Source organism: Streptomyces bobili (genome assembly GCF_002154575.1).
In the GTDB taxonomy this organism is placed as follows: Bacteria; Actinomycetota; Actinomycetes; order Streptomycetales; family Streptomycetaceae; genus Streptomyces; species Streptomyces bobili.
In genome coordinates this window covers 1-18,527 of sequence record NZ_MUBA01000107.1, presented here as the reverse complement: position 1 = coordinate 18,527, position 18,527 = coordinate 1, and the positions used below count along the sequence as shown (strand labels likewise).

The 18,527-nt window shown below is 71.1% G+C and carries 18 protein-coding genes and 1 pseudogene; 13 read left to right on the top strand and 6 right to left on the bottom strand.

Features of this window, described 5'->3' with window-relative positions:
* Nucleotides 1-9 precede the first annotated feature (9 nt).
* Both BZL64_RS09820 and BZL64_RS09815 read right to left on the bottom strand, forming a co-directional pair.
* Entirely contained in the window at nucleotides 10-291 is a 282-nt protein-coding gene (locus BZL64_RS09820; RefSeq protein ID WP_086768132.1) for a MerR family transcriptional regulator, read from the bottom strand.
* On the bottom strand, nucleotides 272-520 hold the full coding sequence (locus BZL64_RS09815) for a helix-turn-helix domain-containing protein (RefSeq protein WP_208639408.1): 249 nt from the start codon (nucleotides 518-520) through the stop codon (nucleotides 272-274). The genes BZL64_RS09820 and BZL64_RS09815 overlap by 20 nt, the downstream gene beginning before the upstream one ends.
* Before the next feature lie 166 nt (nucleotides 521-686).
* Between BZL64_RS09815 and BZL64_RS09810 the strand changes: the two genes are divergently transcribed.
* The 3 genes from BZL64_RS09810 to BZL64_RS09800 all read left to right on the top strand — a co-directional run bounded on the left by BZL64_RS09810 (nucleotide 687) and on the right by BZL64_RS09800 (nucleotide 3,498).
* Nucleotides 687-1,244 carry a hypothetical protein gene (locus BZL64_RS09810; RefSeq protein ID WP_086768128.1) on the top strand — a complete coding sequence of 186 codons (558 nt, stop codon included), beginning with the start codon at nucleotides 687-689 and terminating at the stop codon, nucleotides 1,242-1,244.
* 212 nt (nucleotides 1,245-1,456) lie between these two features.
* The gene (locus BZL64_RS09805; RefSeq protein WP_158101516.1) at nucleotides 1,457-1,909 is read left to right on the top strand and encodes an ImmA/IrrE family metallo-endopeptidase; all 453 of its coding nucleotides are present in this window, start codon (nucleotides 1,457-1,459) and stop codon (nucleotides 1,907-1,909) included.
* The gene (locus BZL64_RS09800) at nucleotides 1,873-3,498 is read left to right on the top strand and encodes a tyrosine-type recombinase/integrase (protein ID WP_086768124.1); all 1,626 of its coding nucleotides are present in this window, start codon (nucleotides 1,873-1,875) and stop codon (nucleotides 3,496-3,498) included. The genes BZL64_RS09805 and BZL64_RS09800 overlap by 37 nt, the downstream gene beginning before the upstream one ends.
* Before the next feature lie 138 nt (nucleotides 3,499-3,636).
* On the opposite strand, the gene BZL64_RS09795 is transcribed toward BZL64_RS09800, so the two are convergent.
* Nucleotides 3,637-4,497, bottom strand: a complete 861-nt coding sequence (locus tag BZL64_RS09795) for a 3-hydroxybutyryl-CoA dehydrogenase (RefSeq protein ID WP_086768122.1) — start codon at nucleotides 4,495-4,497, stop codon at nucleotides 3,637-3,639.
* A gap of 180 nt (nucleotides 4,498-4,677) precedes the next feature.
* Between BZL64_RS09795 and BZL64_RS09790 the strand changes: the two genes are divergently transcribed.
* On the top strand, nucleotides 4,678-5,925 hold the full coding sequence (locus BZL64_RS09790) for a glycoside hydrolase family 10-like protein (protein ID WP_086768121.1): 1,248 nt from the start codon (nucleotides 4,678-4,680) through the stop codon (nucleotides 5,923-5,925).
* 259 nt (nucleotides 5,926-6,184) lie between these two features.
* On the opposite strand, the gene BZL64_RS09785 is transcribed toward BZL64_RS09790, so the two are convergent.
* Both BZL64_RS09785 and BZL64_RS09780 read right to left on the bottom strand, forming a co-directional pair.
* Entirely contained in the window at nucleotides 6,185-6,382 is a 198-nt protein-coding gene (locus BZL64_RS09785) for a DUF1918 domain-containing protein (protein ID WP_086768119.1), read from the bottom strand.
* Nucleotides 6,383-6,490: 108 nt separating this feature from the next.
* Entirely contained in the window at nucleotides 6,491-7,414 is a 924-nt protein-coding gene (locus BZL64_RS09780) for a DMT family transporter (protein WP_086768116.1), read from the bottom strand.
* Between BZL64_RS09780 and BZL64_RS09775 the strand changes: the two genes are divergently transcribed.
* The 3 genes from BZL64_RS09775 to BZL64_RS09765 are packed head-to-tail and all read left to right on the top strand — an operon-like array spanning nucleotide 7,413 to nucleotide 10,013.
* Nucleotides 7,413-8,906 carry an aminotransferase-like domain-containing protein gene (locus BZL64_RS09775; protein WP_086768114.1) on the top strand — a complete coding sequence of 498 codons (1,494 nt, stop codon included), beginning with the start codon at nucleotides 7,413-7,415 and terminating at the stop codon, nucleotides 8,904-8,906. The two genes, BZL64_RS09780 and BZL64_RS09775, sit on opposite strands and share 2 nt — an antisense overlap.
* Before the next feature lie 11 nt (nucleotides 8,907-8,917).
* Complete coding sequence (locus BZL64_RS09770) at nucleotides 8,918-9,388, top strand: GNAT family N-acetyltransferase (RefSeq protein ID WP_086768112.1); 471 nt, start codon at nucleotides 8,918-8,920, stop codon at nucleotides 9,386-9,388.
* Nucleotides 9,389-9,419: 31 nt separating this feature from the next.
* On the top strand, nucleotides 9,420-10,013 hold the full coding sequence (locus BZL64_RS09765) for a histidine phosphatase family protein (protein ID WP_086768110.1): 594 nt from the start codon (nucleotides 9,420-9,422) through the stop codon (nucleotides 10,011-10,013).
* On the opposite strand, the gene BZL64_RS09760 is transcribed toward BZL64_RS09765, so the two are convergent.
* Nucleotides 9,995-10,438 (bottom strand): DUF6314 family protein, encoded by a 444-nt coding sequence (locus BZL64_RS09760; protein WP_086768108.1) that lies wholly within the window; start codon nucleotides 10,436-10,438, stop codon nucleotides 9,995-9,997. The genes BZL64_RS09765 and BZL64_RS09760 overlap by 19 nt on opposite strands.
* 135 nt (nucleotides 10,439-10,573) lie before the next feature.
* On the opposite strand from BZL64_RS09760, the gene BZL64_RS09755 reads away from it, so the two are divergent.
* The 6 genes and pseudogenes from BZL64_RS09755 to BZL64_RS09730 form a co-directional block, all read left to right on the top strand.
* On the top strand, nucleotides 10,574-13,072 hold the full coding sequence (locus tag BZL64_RS09755; RefSeq protein WP_086768106.1) for an alpha-L-arabinofuranosidase C-terminal domain-containing protein: 2,499 nt from the start codon (nucleotides 10,574-10,576) through the stop codon (nucleotides 13,070-13,072).
* Between the two features lie 230 nt (nucleotides 13,073-13,302).
* Nucleotides 13,303-14,511, top strand: a pseudogene (locus BZL64_RS09750) (YfhO family protein); the annotation flags it as partial.
* Between the two features lie 36 nt (nucleotides 14,512-14,547).
* The gene (gene argC, locus BZL64_RS09745) at nucleotides 14,548-15,576 is read left to right on the top strand and encodes an N-acetyl-gamma-glutamyl-phosphate reductase (protein WP_086768104.1); all 1,029 of its coding nucleotides are present in this window, start codon (nucleotides 14,548-14,550) and stop codon (nucleotides 15,574-15,576) included.
* Entirely contained in the window at nucleotides 15,573-16,724 is a 1,152-nt protein-coding gene (argJ, locus tag BZL64_RS09740) for a bifunctional glutamate N-acetyltransferase/amino-acid acetyltransferase ArgJ (protein ID WP_086768102.1), read from the top strand. Before argC ends, argJ begins: the two co-directional genes overlap by 4 nt.
* A complete protein-coding gene (argB, locus tag BZL64_RS09735) occupies nucleotides 16,721-17,629 on the top strand; it encodes an acetylglutamate kinase (RefSeq protein ID WP_086768100.1) in 909 nt (302 codons plus the stop codon). The genes argJ and argB overlap by 4 nt, the downstream gene beginning before the upstream one ends.
* The coding region (locus BZL64_RS09730) for an acetylornithine transaminase (RefSeq protein ID WP_086768098.1) at nucleotides 17,626-18,527 on the top strand (902 nt) is incomplete at its 3' end. The genes argB and BZL64_RS09730, both read left to right, overlap by 4 nt.

The window sequence follows — 18,527 nt, the reverse complement described above, 5'->3', positions numbered from 1 at the left end:
GGAGGTGTGTCAGGCGGCGGCGGTGCTGCGGCCGCGGCGCGCGCGGAGAGGCTCGGCCGGCCGGTGCTCCGGGGTGGCGCCGCGGTGGGAGGGGCGGTCTCCGGCCATCTGGGCGGCCTCGAACCGCTCAACCTCGGAGATCGGGAACAGCACCAGCGCGCCGCGCTTGAATCCGGTCGGCGCCTTGCCGCGGTGGCGGGCGATGTAAATGGCCGTCGGGGTGGTCTGCCAGCGCTTGGCCAGCTGCTTCACGGTGAGGTGGGGGGATCGCTCACTCGGCAGGCTCGTCATCACTTCCCTCGTCTTCGCTGTTGGTGATCTCGCGGATGGCCGCCCGAACGGTGCTCTCGTTCTGGAGCGCTTCGGCGATCCGCCGCAGGACTCCGGGGCTGGGGTTGGCCTGGTCTCTTTCGATCCGGGACAGGTACGAGGCGGAGATCCCGATGCGTTGGGCGAACTCCGTCAGGCCGCAGCCCGACTCCTCGCGATTGCGCCGGATGCTGCTTCCTCGCGCCTTCACAGTGGAAAGATTAGGAAAGAATCGGCAACGAAGCAAGCGTGGCGCAGGAAAGAACAGGAAAGATTGCGAAGGTCCAGGTCAGCGGCGTGATCTCGCCTGTCATTCAGAGGTGACCGGTCGGTAGTCTGTTTCCTGTCGTTGCTTCCTGTTGCATGCGGAGACTGGGATGAATCACGACCCTGAGCGCTGGGCCGTGCTTGGCCGTGCCATCCGCGGCGACCGAGAACGGCAAGGGCTGACGCGCGAGCAGCTCGCCGAGCGCGTCCTCGAACGCGGCGGCCAGGTATCGGGCCGCAGCATCGGCAGCCTTGAGGCCGGCGTGACGCCGAAGAAGCGGGCCAAGCCTCCGACGCTGGAACCCACGGTTGCCGCGCTCGGCTGGCGCAGAGGGTGGACGGACCGCATCCTCGCCGGTGAAGACCCGGAGACCGTGCTGTCCGGGGACCAGGCCGCGCCGCCCCGCGAGGTCACACCTCAGCAGCGGGTGCTGGAGTTGGTGCCTGGCGTGTACGAGTTCGGTCGGCTGGCCGTCCAGGCCGGCGCATCACCCGCGGACCGTGACACCTTCGAGGCCGCGGTGCAGCGGCTCCTCGCGCCCGTCACGGCAGGCCGCCCGGCGCAGGGCGGCTACGCCCTAGCGTCCTACCGGCCACACGCGCCGGGTGAGGGAGTGCCGGCCGACGATGCGGAGCGCATCTACGGTGCGATGGAACGCGGGGCCTGACGGAGTACAACCTTCCGGGCAGGGCGGAGGTCTACATCCTCGCCCCGTCACCAGGTCTGCAATGTGCCGAGGTTGTTCGCTGCTGCCCGGATTCGCCACCGTGTGAAACCAGTTGAAAGATTTCCTACTGTTACCTTCCATTGCCTGTGTGTGATCAGGTAGGAATGAACACCCGGCGCGCTTCCCACCCGTCTGAGCTTCCTGGGGGGCGCATGTCCGTACTGCCGCAGCTGCTATCCGCTGGTCTCCAATACGCGCCCGCGGTGGTCCTCGATGAACTGGGCATCGTCGTCGTCCGAACCTGGCTCCGCGACACGTGGGGGGCATGGTCCCGTGACCGTCGGCGCGTCGTCGTCGCGTCCGGCCTGAGCGCTGTGCAGGAACGCTGCGTCCTCGCCCACGAACTGGAGCATGTCTTCGCCGACGATGCGGACTGCAACAGCCCGGTTGCACGGATTCGGCAGGAGCGCCGCGCCGACCTCCAGGCGGCCCGCAGACTGGTAGCTATCTCGGACCTCGCCGAAGTCGCCCAGTGGGCAACGGACGTGCAGACCGCCGCAGCCGAACTGCGCGTGACGGAACGTCTCCTCGAAGTCCGCCTCAACGACCTGAGAGGGGAGGGCTGGCCGTGGCGTCATCAGGGTGGATCGAGGATCGCTGGCTGAAGAAGCGCAAGGACCCGGTCACCGGGAAGCGCGAGCGTACTGAGCTGTACGGGACGAAGACGAAGCGGTACCGGGTGTGCGGTATCCCGGGCGTGAGGAAGAGGTCGTTCGAGACGCTCGACGAGGCGAAGGGCTGGAGGGTCAAAGCCCTCGCCGAGACGAAGAAGAAGGAGTTCGTCGACGACCGTGACGGCGAACTCCTCCTCGCCGACTACATCACTGACGAGTGGTGGCCCAAGCGGACCGACGCGGTGAACACGGCTGTGCCGATGAAGTCGAAGATCTTTAACCACATCGTGGACACCGTGCTCGGCCGGACTCCGATGTACGTGATCGGTGACGACCACCTCGTCGAGTGGAAGCGTGAGCTGAAGAGCCGCGGGTTGGCCGACTCGACCATCGAGGTGGTCTGGAACCACCTCAGCTCGGTCTTCAAGTCGGCTGTCGGCAAGCGCATCGCGAAGAACCCCTGCCGCCAGGCGGAGAAGGGCGTGCGTCCGACGGGCCCGGGTAAGACGAGAGCGCGAGCCTGGACGAAGGACGAGGCGCGGGCAGTCCGGGAGGCCATGCCGGCCCGATACCGCATCGTCGCCGACCTCGGCATGCGGGCGGGGCAGCGCCAAGCCGAAGCGTTCGGCTTCAGCCCGGACGACGTCGACCGTGACCTGATGGTCCTGCATCTGCGCCGCCAGCTGCTGTGGGAGAACTCCACCCGGCCGTACTTCAAGCTGCCGAAGGGCGACAAGGAGCGGTCGATCCCGCTGTCGCCCGGCCTGCTCAAGCTGCTCGACGAGCACGGCGAGAAGTTCCCGGCGGTGACGGTGACCCTGCCCTGGATCGGACCGGGCAACGGCGGCCGGCCGACGGCCAAGGTGCGACTGCTCGCTACGACCCACTTCGGCAAACGCATTAACCCGGCGACCTACAACAACCGCGCCATGAAGCCGGCGCTCGCCGAGGCCGGGCTCATCGCGCCGCGGGCGGAGGGCTCGAACTGGGGGTGGGAGCCGTCGCGGGAGATGATGCACCACCGCTGGCGCCACACCTACGCGAGCGTCCAGCTCGGCGGCGGGGAGGACGTCATCTCCGTGTCGCACTGGATGGGCCACGCCTCACCGGACATCACGCTGAAGGTGTACTCGCATTTCATGCCGGACCGCGGACTGCGTGGCAGGACCGCGGTCGACTCCTGGCTGGAGGCCGGAGCCGGGCCGCGGCCGCCAGCCGCAGACCTGCGGACCGTGGAACCGATCGGCTGGGAGGAGTCCGTCCCCCTGAAGCTCACGGCCAAGGACATCGGCGACGGGGCCGAAGTGTCCGTACAGGGGGCGCGCTTCGCCGGGGGCCCGTGGACGATGGGCGCCCGGCTTGCCGCGGCGGGCGCCGGTCTGGGAGAGATCCGCACCGAGCCGGGCGAGAGCGCCGACCGCGCGCTGGCCTCCTGCCTGGCGTGGATTCGGGAGTACGCTGCTGGGGAGGGTCTGGCCATGAAGCGGGCGGAGAACCTGAACGATCAGGTCGCCGAACCACTCCGGCCGTACCAGGCGCTCGGGCGGTTCCTGCTCGTGCCCGGCGAGGGAGTGACGTGACGTCCCCTCGAAACCCCCTCAGAACTCCCTCGGCTCCGTAACGATCACTGAGGCCCGCTCCCTGGATTACTGGGAGCGGGCCTCAGTCGTGTGCTCTGCGCCCTGGCGGGCGGGTGCCGGATCAGCCGTCTGCGCAGCTCAGCCGTAGGTGTAGAACCCCGAGCCGGTCTTGCGGCCCAGCCGGCCCGCGTCCACCATGCGCTGGAGCAGCGGGGGAGCGGCGTACAGCGGCTCCTTGTACTCCTCGTACATCGAGTAGGCCACCGAGGCGACCGTGTCCAGGCCGATCAGGTCCGACAGCTTCAGCGGGCCCATCGGGTGGGCGCAGCCCAGCTCCATGCCGTTGTCGATGTCCTCGCGGCTGGCGATGCCCGTCTCGAACATCCGGATCGCGGAGAGCAGGTACGGGATCAGCAGCGCGTTGACCACGAAGCCCGAGCGGTCCTGGGCGCGGATGGCGTGCTTGCCGACCGTCTTCTCGGCGAACAGCTGCGCGCGGCTGATCGTGCCCTCGGACGTGGTCAGCGCCGGGATCAGCTCGACGAGCTGCTGCACCGGGGCCGGGTTGAAGAAGTGGATGCCGATGACCTGGTCGGGCCGCGAGGTGGCGACCGCCAGCTTCACCAGCGGGATGGAGGAGGTGTTGGAGGCCAGGATGGCGTCCGGGCGGGTCACGACCTGGTCCAGGACCTGGAAGATCTCCGTCTTGACCTGCTCGTTCTCCACGACGGCCTCGATGACGAGGTCGCGGTCGGCGAACTCGCCGAGGTCGGTGGTGAAGCTGAGGCGCGCCTGGGTGGCGTCCCGCTCCTCCTCGCTGATCTTGCCGCGTTCGGCGGCCTTGGCCAGGGAGTTGAACAGCCGGGTGCGGCCGAACTCCAGGGCCTCGCCGGTGGTCTCGGCGACCTTGACGTCGAGTCCGGCCCGCGCGCAGACCTCGGCGATGCCCGCCCCCATCTGGCCGCAGCCCACCACTCCGACGCGTTCGATGTCGGTCACATCGGTCCCTTTCACTGGCTGACTGACGGTCACTGCGCAGGTCTTCCGGGTCCCGGTGGGCCTGCTCCGATCGTGCACGTTACTAGCAAGTATCGATGATCGATCGTTCGGGTGGGGGCATGCTGGGCGCGGAGACGATCCGTGACCGAGCGGATCCGTGGTGTATGTGGGGTGTGCGCGATGGGGCGACTGACTCGGCGGGCGTTCGCGCTGGCCGCACTGTCGGCGTTCACGACGACGGGCGCCTCGGCCGGCTCGGCCCGCGTCCCGTCCGGACCCGCCGCGGGCGGGCACGGCCGTGCGGTGGCGCCGATGCGGGGCGTCTGGCTGGCCACGGTCGCCAACCGCGACTGGCCCTCGCGCCCCGGACTGACCGCCGCCCAGCAGCGTTCCGAACTGCTCGCCTGGCTGGACCTGGCGGTCCGCGACCGCCTCAACACCGTGATCTTCCAGGTACGTCCCACCGCGGACGCCCTGTGGCCCTCGCCCTACGAGCCCTGGTCGCAGGTGCTCACCGGGACCCAGGGCAAGGCGCCCGGCTGGGACCCGCTGGGCACGGCGGTCACGGAGGCGCACGCCCGCGGACTCCAGCTGCACGCCTGGTTCAACCCCTACCGGGTCGCCGTCCACGACGACCCGGCCGGGCTCGTCGCCTCCCACCCCGCGCGCAGACACCCCGACTGGGTGGTGCCGTACGGCGGGAAGCTCTACTACAACCCCGGGCTGCCGCAGGTCCGGGCGTTCGTGCAGGACGCGATGCTCGACGCGGTGCGCAGGTACCCGGTCGACGCGGTGCACTTCGACGACTACTTCTATCCCTATCCGGTGGCCGGCCAGACCTTCGACGACGACGCCGCCTACGACGCCCACGGCGGCGCCTTCCCCAACCGGGCGGCCTGGCGGCGCGACAACATCGACCTGCTGGTGCGCGAGACGGCAGCCCGGATCAAGGCGGTCCGGCCCACCACACAGTTCGGGATCAGCCCCTTCGGAGTGTGGCGCAACGCCTCCACCGACCCGCGCGGCTCGGACACCCAGGCACTCCAGTCGTACGACGCGATCCACGCCGACACCCGGAAGTGGGTGCGCGAGGGCTGGATCGACTACGTCGTGCCGCAGCTGTACTGGAACATCGGGCTCAAGGCCGCCGACTACGCCGCGCTCGTGCCCTGGTGGGCGGAGGTGGCGCGGGGCAGCCGGACGAAGCTGTACCTCGGGGAGGCGCTGTACAAGGCGGGCGATCCGGCGCAGCCCGCGGCCTGGCAGGACCCGGCCGAGCTGTCCCGGCACCTCACCCTGGCGGCCGGCCGGCCCGAGGTCGGCGGCCATGTCTTCTTCGCGGCCAAGGATCTGCGCACGGACCGCATCGGCGCGATGGCACGCGTCGTCGCCGACCACTACGCGCGGCCGGCGACGTCCTCACGCTGAACCGCCGGCCCAGGGCCTGTCGTTCGGATCATGCCGGCGTCGCGGGGTCTGGCCCGCACTCCCCACTGCCTCAAGGGCGTGGGGACCCCCAGCCGCGTTGTCGTCGGTCTCCCCACTCTCGGCTTCGCTCGAGCGGGAGGGGCCCCCACCGGCTCCGCGTCGACTTCCTCCTCCGCCTTGCAGCTGCACGCACCAGACCCCGCTCGGGTCAGCCGGGACGAACCGTCGGTCACGGCCGGCCTGATCCAAACGAAAGGCCCTACCGCGGTTCCTCGGCCCTGTGGCGGATCTCGGTGTCCGGTCCGGGCGAGCACAGGCCCTCGTGCCCGTCCGTGAAGCGCACCCGGTAGGGAGGATTGCCCTCCCGTCCCAGCACTTCGACGATCTCGCCGACCTTGTCGTGTTGCCCGACCACCCTGCCGTGCTGGACAAGCTGGTCGCCCGGGGTCGCACGCATCTGTGAGACCTCCTCACCGTGTGCGGGAGCATCGGTCCTGGAGCTGTGGAGTCCGTTTCTTCGAGTCTACGGCGCACCGCCCCGGCCGGACCGGCGCGTACGCGCCCTTCAGCCGCGAGCCCGCTGGGTGACCGCGATGCAGACCAGGACGGCCGCGGCCGTCAGCGGAGCGGCGGGCGTGAGGTGCTCGCCCAGCAGCAGCACCGACCACACCAGTGTGAGCAGGGGCTGGGCCAACTGCAACTGGCTGGCCTTGGGAATGCCGATGGCGGCCATCCCCCGGTACCAGACGACCAGCCCGAGGAACTGCGAGCCCACCGCCACCCACAGCAGCCCGGTCACGCTGTGCGCGGTCAGCCGGACCGGCTCATGGGCCAGGGCGAGGGCGGCGGCGGGCACGGCGAGCGGCAGGCAGAACACCAGCGCCCAGCCGATGACCTGCCAGCCCGGCATCACCCGGGCCAGCCGGCCGCCCTCGGTGTAACCGGCCGCGCACACCAGCAGCGCCCCGAACAGGTACAGGTCGGCCGTGCTGAGGGCGCCGCCGCTCTGCAGCACGGTGAAGGCGACCACCGCGCCCGCGCCGGCCAGCGCCGCGGCCCAGAAGGTGCGGGAGGGCCGGGAGCCGACGCGCAGCGCGGACAGCAGCGCGGTCGTCAGAGGCAGCAGACCGACCACGACGGCCGCGTGCGCGGTGGACGACGTCTGCAGGGCGAGCGTGCTCAGCAGCGGGAAGCCGACGACGACCCCGGCGGCCACGACGGCGAGCCCCGCCCAGTTCCGGCGGTCGGGCAGCGGCACCCGCAGGGCGAGGAGGCAGCCGCCCGCGACGAGGGCGGCGAGCACGCTGCGGACGGCGACCAGCGCCCAGGGGCCGAAGCCCTCCAGGCCCCAGGCGGTGGCGGGGAAGGTCAGGGAGAAGGCTCCGACGCCCAGAGCGGCCTGGAGGGTGCCGAAGCCGCTCGCCCGCGGGGCGGTGACGGTGGTGACCGCTATCGCGGGAACGGCAGTAGCGCTACTCTGTGTCTTCATGCATGAGCGTAGCAGTGTGGGTGAACTGGCGGATCGGCTGCGGGGAGAGCTGGATCGCTACTCCCTCGGTGGAAAGCTCCCGTCGAGCCGTGCCCTAGTCGAGCGGTTCCGGGTGAGCCCGGTGACCGTCTCACGGGCCCTGGCGCAACTGGCCGCCGAGGGGCTGGTGATCACCCGGCCCGGCGCCGGCGCCTTCCGGGCCCGTCCCCGCCCGGCCTCCCCGTCGGCAGGCGACACCTCCTGGCAGGAGGTCGCGCTGAGCGCCGAGGGCGCCGACCTCGTGCCCCGCTCGGTGGACGCCTCCGGGGTCACCGTCACCCTCGCCGCCCCGCCGCCCGGCGTCATCGAGTTCAACGGTGGCTATCTGCACCCCTCCCTGCAGCCGGAACGCGCCATGTCGGCGGCCCTGGCACGGGCCGGGCGACGCCCCGGAGCCTGGGGACGACCGCCCGTCGAGGGCCTGCCGGAGCTGCGCGAGTGGTTCGGACGTGCCATCGGCGGCGCGGTCACCGCCGCCGAGGTGCTCGTCAGCTCGGGCGGCCAGACCGCGCTCACCACCGCCCTGCGCGCGCTGGCCCCGCCCGGCGCCCCCGTGCTCGTCGAGTCGCCGACCTATCCCGGCATGCTGGCGATCGCCCGGTCCGCGGGGCTGCGTCCGGTACCGGTGCCGGTCGACCGCGACGGGGTGAAGCCGGAGCTGCTCGCCGACGCCTTCCGCGCGACCGGCGCCCGCGTCTTCGTCTGCCAGCCGCTGTTCCAGAACCCGACCGGCGCCGTGCTGTCCCCCGGCCGACGTGGCGAGGTGCTGCGCATCGCCCGCGAGGCGGGGGCCTTCGTCGTCGAGGACGACTTCGTGCGGCGGCTCGCGCACGAGGACGCCGGGCCGCTGCCCCGCCCGCTCGTCGCCGACGACCCCGACGGCGTCGTCGTGTACGTCGGCTCGCTGACCAAGGCGACCTCGCCGAGCTTCCGGGTCAGCGCGCTCGTCGCCCGCGGCCCGGTGCTGGAGCGGCTGCGCGCCATCCAGGTCGTCGACACCTTCTTCGTGCCCCGCCCCCTCCAGGAGGCGGCCCTCGAACTGGTCGGCTCGCCCGCCTGGCCACGCCATCTGCGGGCGGTCGCGGCCGAGCTGAGGAGCCGGCGCGACCTGCTGACCACGGCCCTGGCCCTGCACCTGCCCGAGCTCGCCCTCCCGCACATCCCGTCCGGCGGCTACCACCTCTGGCTGCGCCTGCCCGACGGCACCGGGGGCACCTCCCAGAGCTTCGGCTCCGGGGGAGAGTCCGCGTTCACGGCCGCGGCCCTGCGCGCAGGCGTCGCCGTGACCCCCGGCCGCCCCTACTTCAGCGCCGAACCCCCGGCCCCGCACATCCGCCTGAGCTTCGCGGCCGTAGCAGGCGCCGAGGAGATCACCGAAGGGGTACGACGGCTGCGGGCGGCCTGCGACGAGGTCCTCGCGGAATCCGTTCGACACGGGTCACGCCATCTGTGAGGGTCCCCCTCATGACCACGACCACGACCCCCACGCCGCCTCTGGCCGAGGGCTACGAGATCTCCGCCGACCCTGACCGGATCGACGTCGCACGGGTGCACCACTGGCTGTCGACCGACGCCTACTGGGCGCTCGGCCGGGAGCGCGAGAAGCAGGAGCGGGCCATCGCCGGGTCGCTGAACTTCGGGGTGTACGACGCCATGTCCGGTGAGCAGGTCGCCTACGCGCGCGTGGTGACGGACCTGGCGACCTTCGCCTGGCTGTGCGACGTGTACGTGGATCCGGCGGTACGGGGCAAGGGCATCGGGACCTCGCTCGTCGCCGCCGTCCGGGACCACCTGCGCCCGCACGGCCTGCGCCGCATCCTGCTCGCGACGCGGGACGCGCACGGCGTGTACGAGAAGATCGGCTTCGAGGCGCTGGCGGAACCGGATCACTGGATGGCGCTCGTTTTGGAAAAGTTTTCACAGAACATCTCTTGACCTGCGTACTTGCGCGTCCCACCATCACCGCATGGCACTCCGGGTCACGTTCGTCGCCGCGGCGCGCAGCTCCGCGTTGCTCGCCGAGCGCTTCGAGGACGACCGCCCGCTGGACCAGGCGGGCTGGGACGAGGTGCAGCGGGCGGCCGGTGATCTGCTGCCGCTGGCGGCTGCCGAGCTGCGCTACTGCTCACCGACCCCGCGCAGCCGCGCCACCGGTGACGCGCTCGGATACGCCCCGCTCGTGCAGCTGGCCCTGCGGGACTGCGACATGGGGCGCTGGCGCGGGTTCACCCTGGGGGAGGCGATGGCCCGGGAACCGGCCGCGGTGGACGCCTGGCTCGCCGACCCGCGTTCCACTGCGCACGGCGGTGAGTCACTGCTGGCGTTCATCTCCCGGGTGGGCGGCTGGCTCGACACCCGGCCGGTGGAGGACGGCTGCCGGATCGTCGCCGTCGCCGAGCCGAGCGTGATCCGGGCCGCCCTGGTGTACGCGCTCAAGGCGCCGCCGTCGACGTACTGGAACCTCGATGTGCGCCCGCTGTCGACGACGACCGTGACCGGCCGCGGCGGCCGGTGGAACCTGCGCTTCGAGGGGAGCGCGGCTCAGGCCTCGCGCACGTAGTCGGTGGTGAGCACCAGGTCCTTCGCGGGACCGCGCACCCGCCAGCGCGTCCGCCAGTGGTCCGCGTCCCGCACGGTGAACTCGCCCCGGTAGAGGTCCGCGACGCACGGGTGGTCGGTCACATGCCGTCCGCTCCTCAGATCCAGGCCGTGGAAGGGCCGCCCGTCGGCGAACGTCACGTCCGCCGTGCCCGGCAGCCGCCCGGGGAGGAATCGCAGGGTCCGCCCGGCGGGCCGCGGGACGCCCTGCCAGACGAACGTGCCGGACTCCTCGTGGAGCAGTCCGCCGCCGTCCAGCGGGCCGAAAACCGTCGTGCCCTCGAAGCGCCCCCGCGCGCCGCCGGTCAGATCCCGCACCGACCGTTCGACCCGCCAGTCCCCGGCGAGGAACCCAAGAATGTCCGGCACTGGCCAGAACTCGCCCATCGTGTGCCGCCCTCCGTCACATCCGTTGCTGCGCGAACCATTGACGCGCTCCGACCCCCTCCCTATCTTGCCGTTCGAAGTGCTGATCAAGGTCCGATATTTCGAACATCGTGTACTGAGAGCCGCGGAGTATCCATGTCACGCAGCACCACCCGCACCACCACCGGCACCCGCTGGAGACTCGGTCTCACCGCCACCGCCCTGCTGACGGCGACCGCCCTCCTCCCCGCCCCCGCGCACGCCGAGGACGCCACCGACTACACGATCACCGTCGACCCCGCCGCCGAGGGCGCGGCGATCGACGACACGATGTACGGCGTCTTCTTCGAGGACATCAACCGGGCCGCCGACGGCGGTCTCTACGCCGAACTCGTGCAGAACCGGTCCTTCGAGTACGCCACCGCCGACAACCGCGCCTACACCCCGCTGACCTCCTGGACGGTCGACGGCACCGGGCAGGTCCTCGACGACTCCGGCCGCCTCAACGAGCGCAACCGCGCCTACCTGTCCCTCGGCGCCGGCTCCTCCGTCACCAACGCCGGGTACAACACCGGCGTCCGCGTCGAACAGGGCAAGAGGTACGACTTCTCGGTATGGGCCCGCGCCGAGAGCGGCACCACGCTCACCGTCGGCCTCCAGGACGCCGACGGCACTCTGGCCACCGCCCGCAAGGTGGCGGCGAAGGGCGGCTGGGCCAAGTACCGGGCCACCTTCACGGCCACCCGCACCAGCAGCGACGGCCGCCTCACGGTCGCCTCCTCGGCCGCCGCCGCCCTCGACATGGTGTCCCTGTTCCCGCGCGACACCTACAAGCACCAGTCCAACGGCCTGCGGGCGGACCTCGCCCAGAAGGTCGCCGACCTCAAGCCCGGCTTCGTCCGCTTCCCCGGCGGCTGCCTGGTCAACACCGGCTCCATGCAGGACTACAGCGAGGCCTCCGGCTGGCAGCGCGCCCGCGCCTACCAGTGGAAGGACACCATCGGCCCCGTCGAGGAACGCGCCACCAACGCCAACTTCTGGGGCTACAACCAGAGTTACGGACTCGGCTACTACGAGTACTTCCGCTTCGCCGAGGACGTCGGCGCGATGCCCCTGCCCGTCGTACCCGCCCTGGTGACCGGTTGCGGCCAGAACAAGGCCGTCGTCGACGACGCCCTGCTCCAGCGGCACATCCAGGACACCCTCGACCTCATCGAGTTCGCCAACGGCCCCGTCACCTCCACCTGGGGCAAGAAGCGTGCCCGGATGGGCCACCCCAAGCCCTTCCATCTCACCCACCTGGGCGTGGGCAACGAGGAGAACCTTCCGGCCGAGTTCATGGCCCGGTTCAAGCAGTTCCGGGCGGCCGTCGAGGCCAAGTACCCGGACATCACCGTGATCTCCAACTCCGGGCCGGACGACTCCGGTTCGACCTTCGACACGGCCTGGCAGCTCAACCGCGACGAGAACGTCGCCATGGTCGACGAGCACTACTACAACAGCCCGCAGTGGTTCCTCCAGAACAACGACCGCTACGACTCCTACGACCGCGGCGGGCCCAAGGTCTTCCTCGGCGAGTACGCCTCCCTGGGCAACGCCTTCAAGAACGGCCTCGCCGAGGCCGCCTACATGACCGGCCTCGAACGCAACGCGGACGTCGTCAAACTCGCCTCCTACGCACCGCTGTTCGCCAACGAGGACTACGTGCAGTGGGCCCCGGACATGGTGTGGTTCAACAACCACGCCTCCTGGAACTCCGCCAACTACGAGGTCCAGAAGCTGTTCATGACCAACGTCGGTGACCGCGTGGTCCCCTCGACCGCCACCACCACCCCCGCCGTGAGCGGCCCCATCAGCGGCGCCGTCGGTCTGTCGACCTGGGCGACCAGCGCGGCGTACGACGACGTGAAGGTCACCGGCGCCGACGGCAAGGCGCTGCTCGGCGACGACTTCTCCGGTGACGCCACGCAGTGGACGCACACCGGCGGGGGCAGCTGGAGCGTCCAGGACGGCCAGTACGTGCAGAGCGACGGCGCCGCCGAGAACACCATGGTCTCCGCCGGGGACCCGGCCTGGCACGACTACGACCTGCACGTGAAGGCCACCAAGAAGTCCGGCAGGGAGGGCTTCCTCGTCGCCTTCGGCGTCAAGGACACCGGCAACTACTACTGGTGGAACCTGGGCGGCTGGAACAACACCCAGTCCGCCGTCGAACAGGCCGTGGACGGCGGCAAGTCGACGCTCCTCGCCAAGGCCGGAAGCATCGAGACGGGCCGCGCCTACGACATCGACATCAAGGTGCGGGGCCGTCAGGTCACCCTGTACCTCGACGGCCAGGAGTGGGGAAGCTTCACCGACGACAAGCCGGCCGAGCCGTTCCGTCAGGTCGTCACCCGTGACCAGAAGACCGGTGACCTGATCGTCAAGGTCGTCAACGCCCAGTCGGCGGACGCCCGCACGGCCGTCGACCTCGGCGGCGCCAAGGTCTCCACCAAGGCCCGGGTGACCACGCTGGCCGCCGCGCCCGACGCGGTCAACTCGGAGACCGCGACCCCGGTGGCGCCGGTGACGTCCACCTTCACCGGCGTGGCCGACCGGTTCACGTACACCTTCCCGGCGAATTCGGTCACCTTCCTGCGGATCAGGCAGAAGTAGGCCGAGATAATTCATCGAGGGGCCAACTGCGCGGTGTGACCGTACAGTTGGCCCTTCGGGAAGGTGCGCGACATTTCCTGTTTCCCTTCCGGTAACGGAAATGCGGGAAAGGTTCGCCGACGCATCGGGAATTCTCTCCATAATGTCGAATCACGGCACAACCATGCGGAATGACCGCCCGTCTGAGTCGGCGATCCGACCGGCACGGGGCTGACCTCCCCGGCGCACGACGGCTCGGGCACATGGACGACTACGCGCCCTGGCGGCAGCGGCGGCAGCAGCAGGCCGAGGCGGTCGCGGAGGCCGACGGCTGGCCCCGGTACCGGACCGATCCGGGCCGCGAGCAGACCGTCGGCAACGCCCCGCTGACGGTCGGCGGCCAGGGCGCCCAGTACTACAGCAGCCACACCTCCGACGTGCTCTTCCGTACGCTCACCGCCCTCGGCGGGGGCTGGACCTCGGGCGGTCGCAGCCTCCAGAGCCTGGACAACGCCGTCACCGACGCGATCTTCTCCGTCGGCGCGCGGGTGCACTCCCCGCCGGACCCGCACCAGAACTGGTTCCCGCAGGACGGCAGCGGCGTGACCGTGACCCGCCAGGAGGTCCCGCCCCTGGTGACCGTACGGCCCACCGCGGCCCGCCCGTCCGCCTTCGGTCCGTCGCCGTACCGCAACCAGGAACTCCTGCTGGGCACCCGCGTCTACACCGTGCCCCGCCTCACCGTGCGGACCGGCGACGGCAAGTCTCCCCGCCGGGCGGAGGGCGAGCGGCCGGGCGTACACCTAGCCGTGCTCCCCGCGGGGACCGCGACGATCACGGCCCGATGTGCGGCGGGCAGCGAGGTGTACCTGTGGACGCCGCACTTCGCGGGCACCGCGCGGCTCGCCGGCGCCCCGGCAGGCGCTCCGACCGGGCGGTTCCGGTCCGACCCCGTCAGCAAGATCGCGGCGATGCAGCGGCTGGGCACCGTCCCCGCGTCCGGACTCGTGCGCGTCGACCTGTCCCCGAACCGGCCCAGCACCGTCCCGGACGGCGCCGTCGGCTGCCTGGACACCGTCCGGCTGCGCACCGCCGTCGAGCGGCTCACGGCCACCGGCGCCACCGAGGTGAGCGTCTCCGGCGGCACGATCCGGGCGCGGCTCCCCGAGGGCGGCACGGGCACCGCCGTGGTCGCGGCGCCCCGGATCGCCGGCTGGCGCTGCGCCACGGGCGACGCCCCCGCCGTACCCGCCGGGCAGTACCACGGACTGATCGCCGTACCCCTCGACGGCACCTCGACCCGGCTCACCTGCGTCTTCCACCCGCCCGGTCTGCGGTTGGGCACGGCCGTGGGGGGTATGTCGATGCTGGCCGTGGCGCTGCTCGGGGTCCTCACCGCCGTCCGGCGGCGGCGTGGGACGGGCCCTGCCGCCGAGGATGGATTGTATAAACGTGCATAGCGACGTATAGTCATGCCATCCCAGAGGAGGGTGGACATGACGGTACGTGCGGCAGTGGCCGGAGCGAGCGGGTACGCGGGCGGCGAGGCGCTGCGCCTGCTCCTCGCGCACCCCGAGATCGAGATCGGTGCCCTCACCGGCAACTCCAACGCGGGACAGAAGCTGGGCACCCTCCAGCCACACCTCCTTCCCCTGGCCGACCGCGTCCTCCAGGAGACGACTCCCGAGGTGCTCGCCGGACACGAGGTCGTCTTCCTCGCCCTCCCGCACGGACAGTCCGCCGCCGTCGCCGAACAGCTCGGCCCGGACGTCCTCGTCGTCGACATGGGCGCCGACTTCCGCCTCAAGGACCCCGCCGACTGGGAGCGCTTCTACGGCTCCCCGCACGCCGGGACCTGGCCCTACGGCCTCCCCGAACTGCCGGGCGGCCGCGTCGCGCTGGAGGGGTCCAAGCGCATCGCGGTGCCCGGCTGCTACCCCACGGCCGTCTCCCTCGCCCTGTTCCCGGCCTACGCCGCGGGCCTGGCCGAGGCGGAAGCCGTGATCGTCGCCGCCTCCGGCACCTCCGGCGCGGGCAAGGCGGCCAAGCCGCACCTGCTCGGCAGCGAGGTCATGGGGTCGATGTCTCCGTACGGCGTCGGCGGCGGGCACCGGCACACGCCCGAGATGATCCAGAACCTCAGCGCGGCGGCGGGGGAGCGGATCTCCGTCTCCTTCACGCCGACACTCGCGCCGATGCCCCGTGGCATCCTCGCCACGTGCACGGCCGCCGCCAAGGAGGGCGTCACCGCCGAGTCCGTGCGCGCCGCCTACGAGAAGGCCTACGCCGACGAGCCCTTCGTGCACCTGCTGCCCGAGGGCCGGTGGCCCGCCACGGCGTCCGTCTACGGTTCCAACGCCGTTCAGGTCCAGGTCGCCCTCGACGAGTCGGTGGGCCGCATCATCGCGATCAGCGCCATCGACAACCTGACCAAGGGCACCGCGGGCGGTGCCGTCCAGAGCATGAACATCGCCCTCGGGCTCCCCGAGGCACTGGGCCTTTCCACGATCGGAGTCGCACCGTGAGCGTCACGGCAGCCAAGGGATTCACGGCGGCGGGCATCGCCGCCGGGATCAAGGAGAACGGCAACCCGGACCTGGCCCTCGTGGTCAACACCGGGCCGCGCCGCGCCGCCGCGGGCGTCTTCACCTCCAACCGCGTCAAGGCCGCGCCCGTGCTCTGGTCCGAGCAGGTCCTCAAGAGTGGCGCCCTGTGCGCCGTCGTCCTCAACTCCGGCGGCGCCAACGCCTGTACGGGACCGAAGGGCTTCCAGGACACGCACGCCACCGCCGAGAAGGTCGCCGAGGTCCTGGGCGTGGGCGCCGGCGAGGTCGCCGTCGCCTCCACCGGCCTCATCGGCGTCCTCCTCCCGATGGACAAGCTGCTCCCCGGCGTCGAAAAGGCCGCCGAGGCACTGAGCGAGCACGGCGGCGAGAAGGCCGCCATCGCCATCAAGACCACCGACAGCGTCCACAAGACGTCCGTCGTCACGAAGAACGGCTGGACCGTCGGCGGCATGGCGAAGGGCGCGGGCATGCTCGCCCCCGGCCTCGCCACCATGCTCGTCGTCCTCACCACCGACGCCGACGTGGACAGCGAGTCGCTCGACAAGGCCCTGCGCGCCGCCACCAGGGTCACCTTCGACCGCGTCGACTCCGACGGTTGCATGTCGACCAACGACACCGTGCTGCTGCTCGCCTCCGGCTCCTCCGAAGTCACTCCGGAGTACGCCGAGTTCGCCGAGGCCGTCCGCACCGTCTGCGACGACCTGGGCCAGCAGCTCATCCGCGACGCCGAGGGCGCCAGCAAGGACATCAAGGTCGAGGTCGTGGGCGCCGCCAGCGAGGAAGACGCCGTCGAGGTGGGCCGCTCCATCGCGCGCAACAACCTCCTCAAGTGCGCCATCCACGGCGAGGACCCCAACTGGGGCCGCGTGCTCTCCGCGATCGGTACCACCCGGGCCGCCTTCGAGCCCGACCGGCTCAACGTCGCGATCAACGGCGTATGGGTGTGCAAGAACGGCGGGGTCGGCGAGGACCGCGACAAGGTCGACATGCGCTACCGCGAGGTGCACATCGTCGCCGACCTCGCGGCCGGCACGGAGACCGCCACCATCTGGACCAACGACCTCACCGCCGACTACGTCCACGAGAACAGCGCGTACTCATCATGAGCACGACCCGCAAGCACACCGCGCTGCCCAAGGCCCAGATCCTCATCGAGGCGCTGCCCTGGCTGACCCGGCACAACGGCAAGACGGTCGTCATCAAGTTCGGCGGCAACGCCATGATCGACGAGGACCTCAAGGCCGCCTTCGCGCAGGACGTCGTCTTCCTGCACCACGCCGGCCTCAAGCCCGTCGTCGTGCACGGCGGCGGCCCGCAGATCAGCGCCGCCCTCGACAAGCACGGCATCGTCAGCGAGTTCAAGGCCGGCCTGCGCGTCACCACCGAGGACGCCATGGACGTCGTACGGATGGTGCTGGCCGGGCAGGTCCAGCGCGAACTGGTCGGACTGCTCAACCGGCACGGCCCGCTCGCCGTCGGGCTGACCGGCGAGGACGCGCACACCATCACCGCCGTCAAGCACCGGCCGACGATCGACGGCGAGTCGGTCGACATCGGGCGGGTGGGCGAGATCACCGCTATCGACACGGGCGCCATCGAGGCACTGCTCGCCGACGGCCGCATCCCGGTCGTCTCGTCGATCGCCCGTAGCCAGGACGACCACCATGTCTACAACGTCAATGCTGATACGGCGGCTGCGGCACTCGCTGCTGCTCTGGGCGCCGAAACCCTCATGGTCCTCACGGACGTCGAGGGTCTCTACGAGGACTGGCCGAACTCCGACGAGGTGATCAGCCGCCTCACCGCTTCCCAACTGGAGAAGCTGCTGCCGGACTTGTCCGCCGGCATGGTCCCGAAGATGGAGGGCTGCCTGCACGCCGTGCGCGGCGGCGTCACCACCGCCCGCGTCATCGACGGACGCGTCCAGCACTCGATCCTGCTGGAGATCTTCACCGACGAAGGCATCGGCACGATGGTCGTGCCCGACGAGACAGAGGGGGAGTCGTCATGAGCAACGCCGTCACGGGCAACGAGGAACTGACCACGCGCTGGCAGGGCGCCCTCATGAACAACTACGGCACCCCGCTGCTGCCTCTCGTCCGCGGCGAGGGCACCCGGCTCTGGGACGCCGACGGCAACAGCTATCTCGACTTCGTCGGCGGCATCGCGACCAACGCCCTCGGCCACGCCCACCCGGCGATCGTCGAGGCCGTGACCCGCCAGATCGGCTCCCTCGGCCACATCTCCAACTTCTTCATGGCCGAACCCACCGTGGCCCTCGCCGAACGGCTCCTCCAGCACTTCGGCCGCGAGGGCAGGGTCTTCTTCTGCAACTCCGGCGCCGAGGCCAACGAGGCCGCCTTCAAGATGGGCCGGCTCACCGGGCGCACCCACGTCGTGGCCACCGAGGGCGCCTTCCACGGCCGTACGATGGGCGCCCTCGCGCTCACCGGGCAGCCCGGCAAGCGGGACCCGTTCCTGCCGCTGCCCGGCGACGTCACCCATGTCCCCTTCGGTGACGCGCAGGCGCTGGCCGCCGCCGTCACCGACGAGACCGCGCTCGTCGTCATCGAGCCCATCCAGGGCGAACTCGGCGTCGTCGTCCCGCCCGCCGGCTACCTCAAGGCGGCCCGCGCCATCACCGCCGCCACCGGGGCGCTCCTCGTCCTCGACGAGGTGCAGACCGGCATCGGCCGCACCGGGCACTGGTTCGAGTACCAGGCCCACGAAGGCGTCCTGCCCGACATCGTCACCCTTGCCAAGCAGCTCGGCGGCGGGCTGCCGCTCGGCGCGACCGTCGCCTTCGGACGGGCCGCCGAACTGCTCCGGCCCGGCCAGCACGGCACGACGTTCGGCGGCAACCCCGTCGCCTGCGCGGCCGGCCTCGCCGTCCTCGACACCATCGAGAA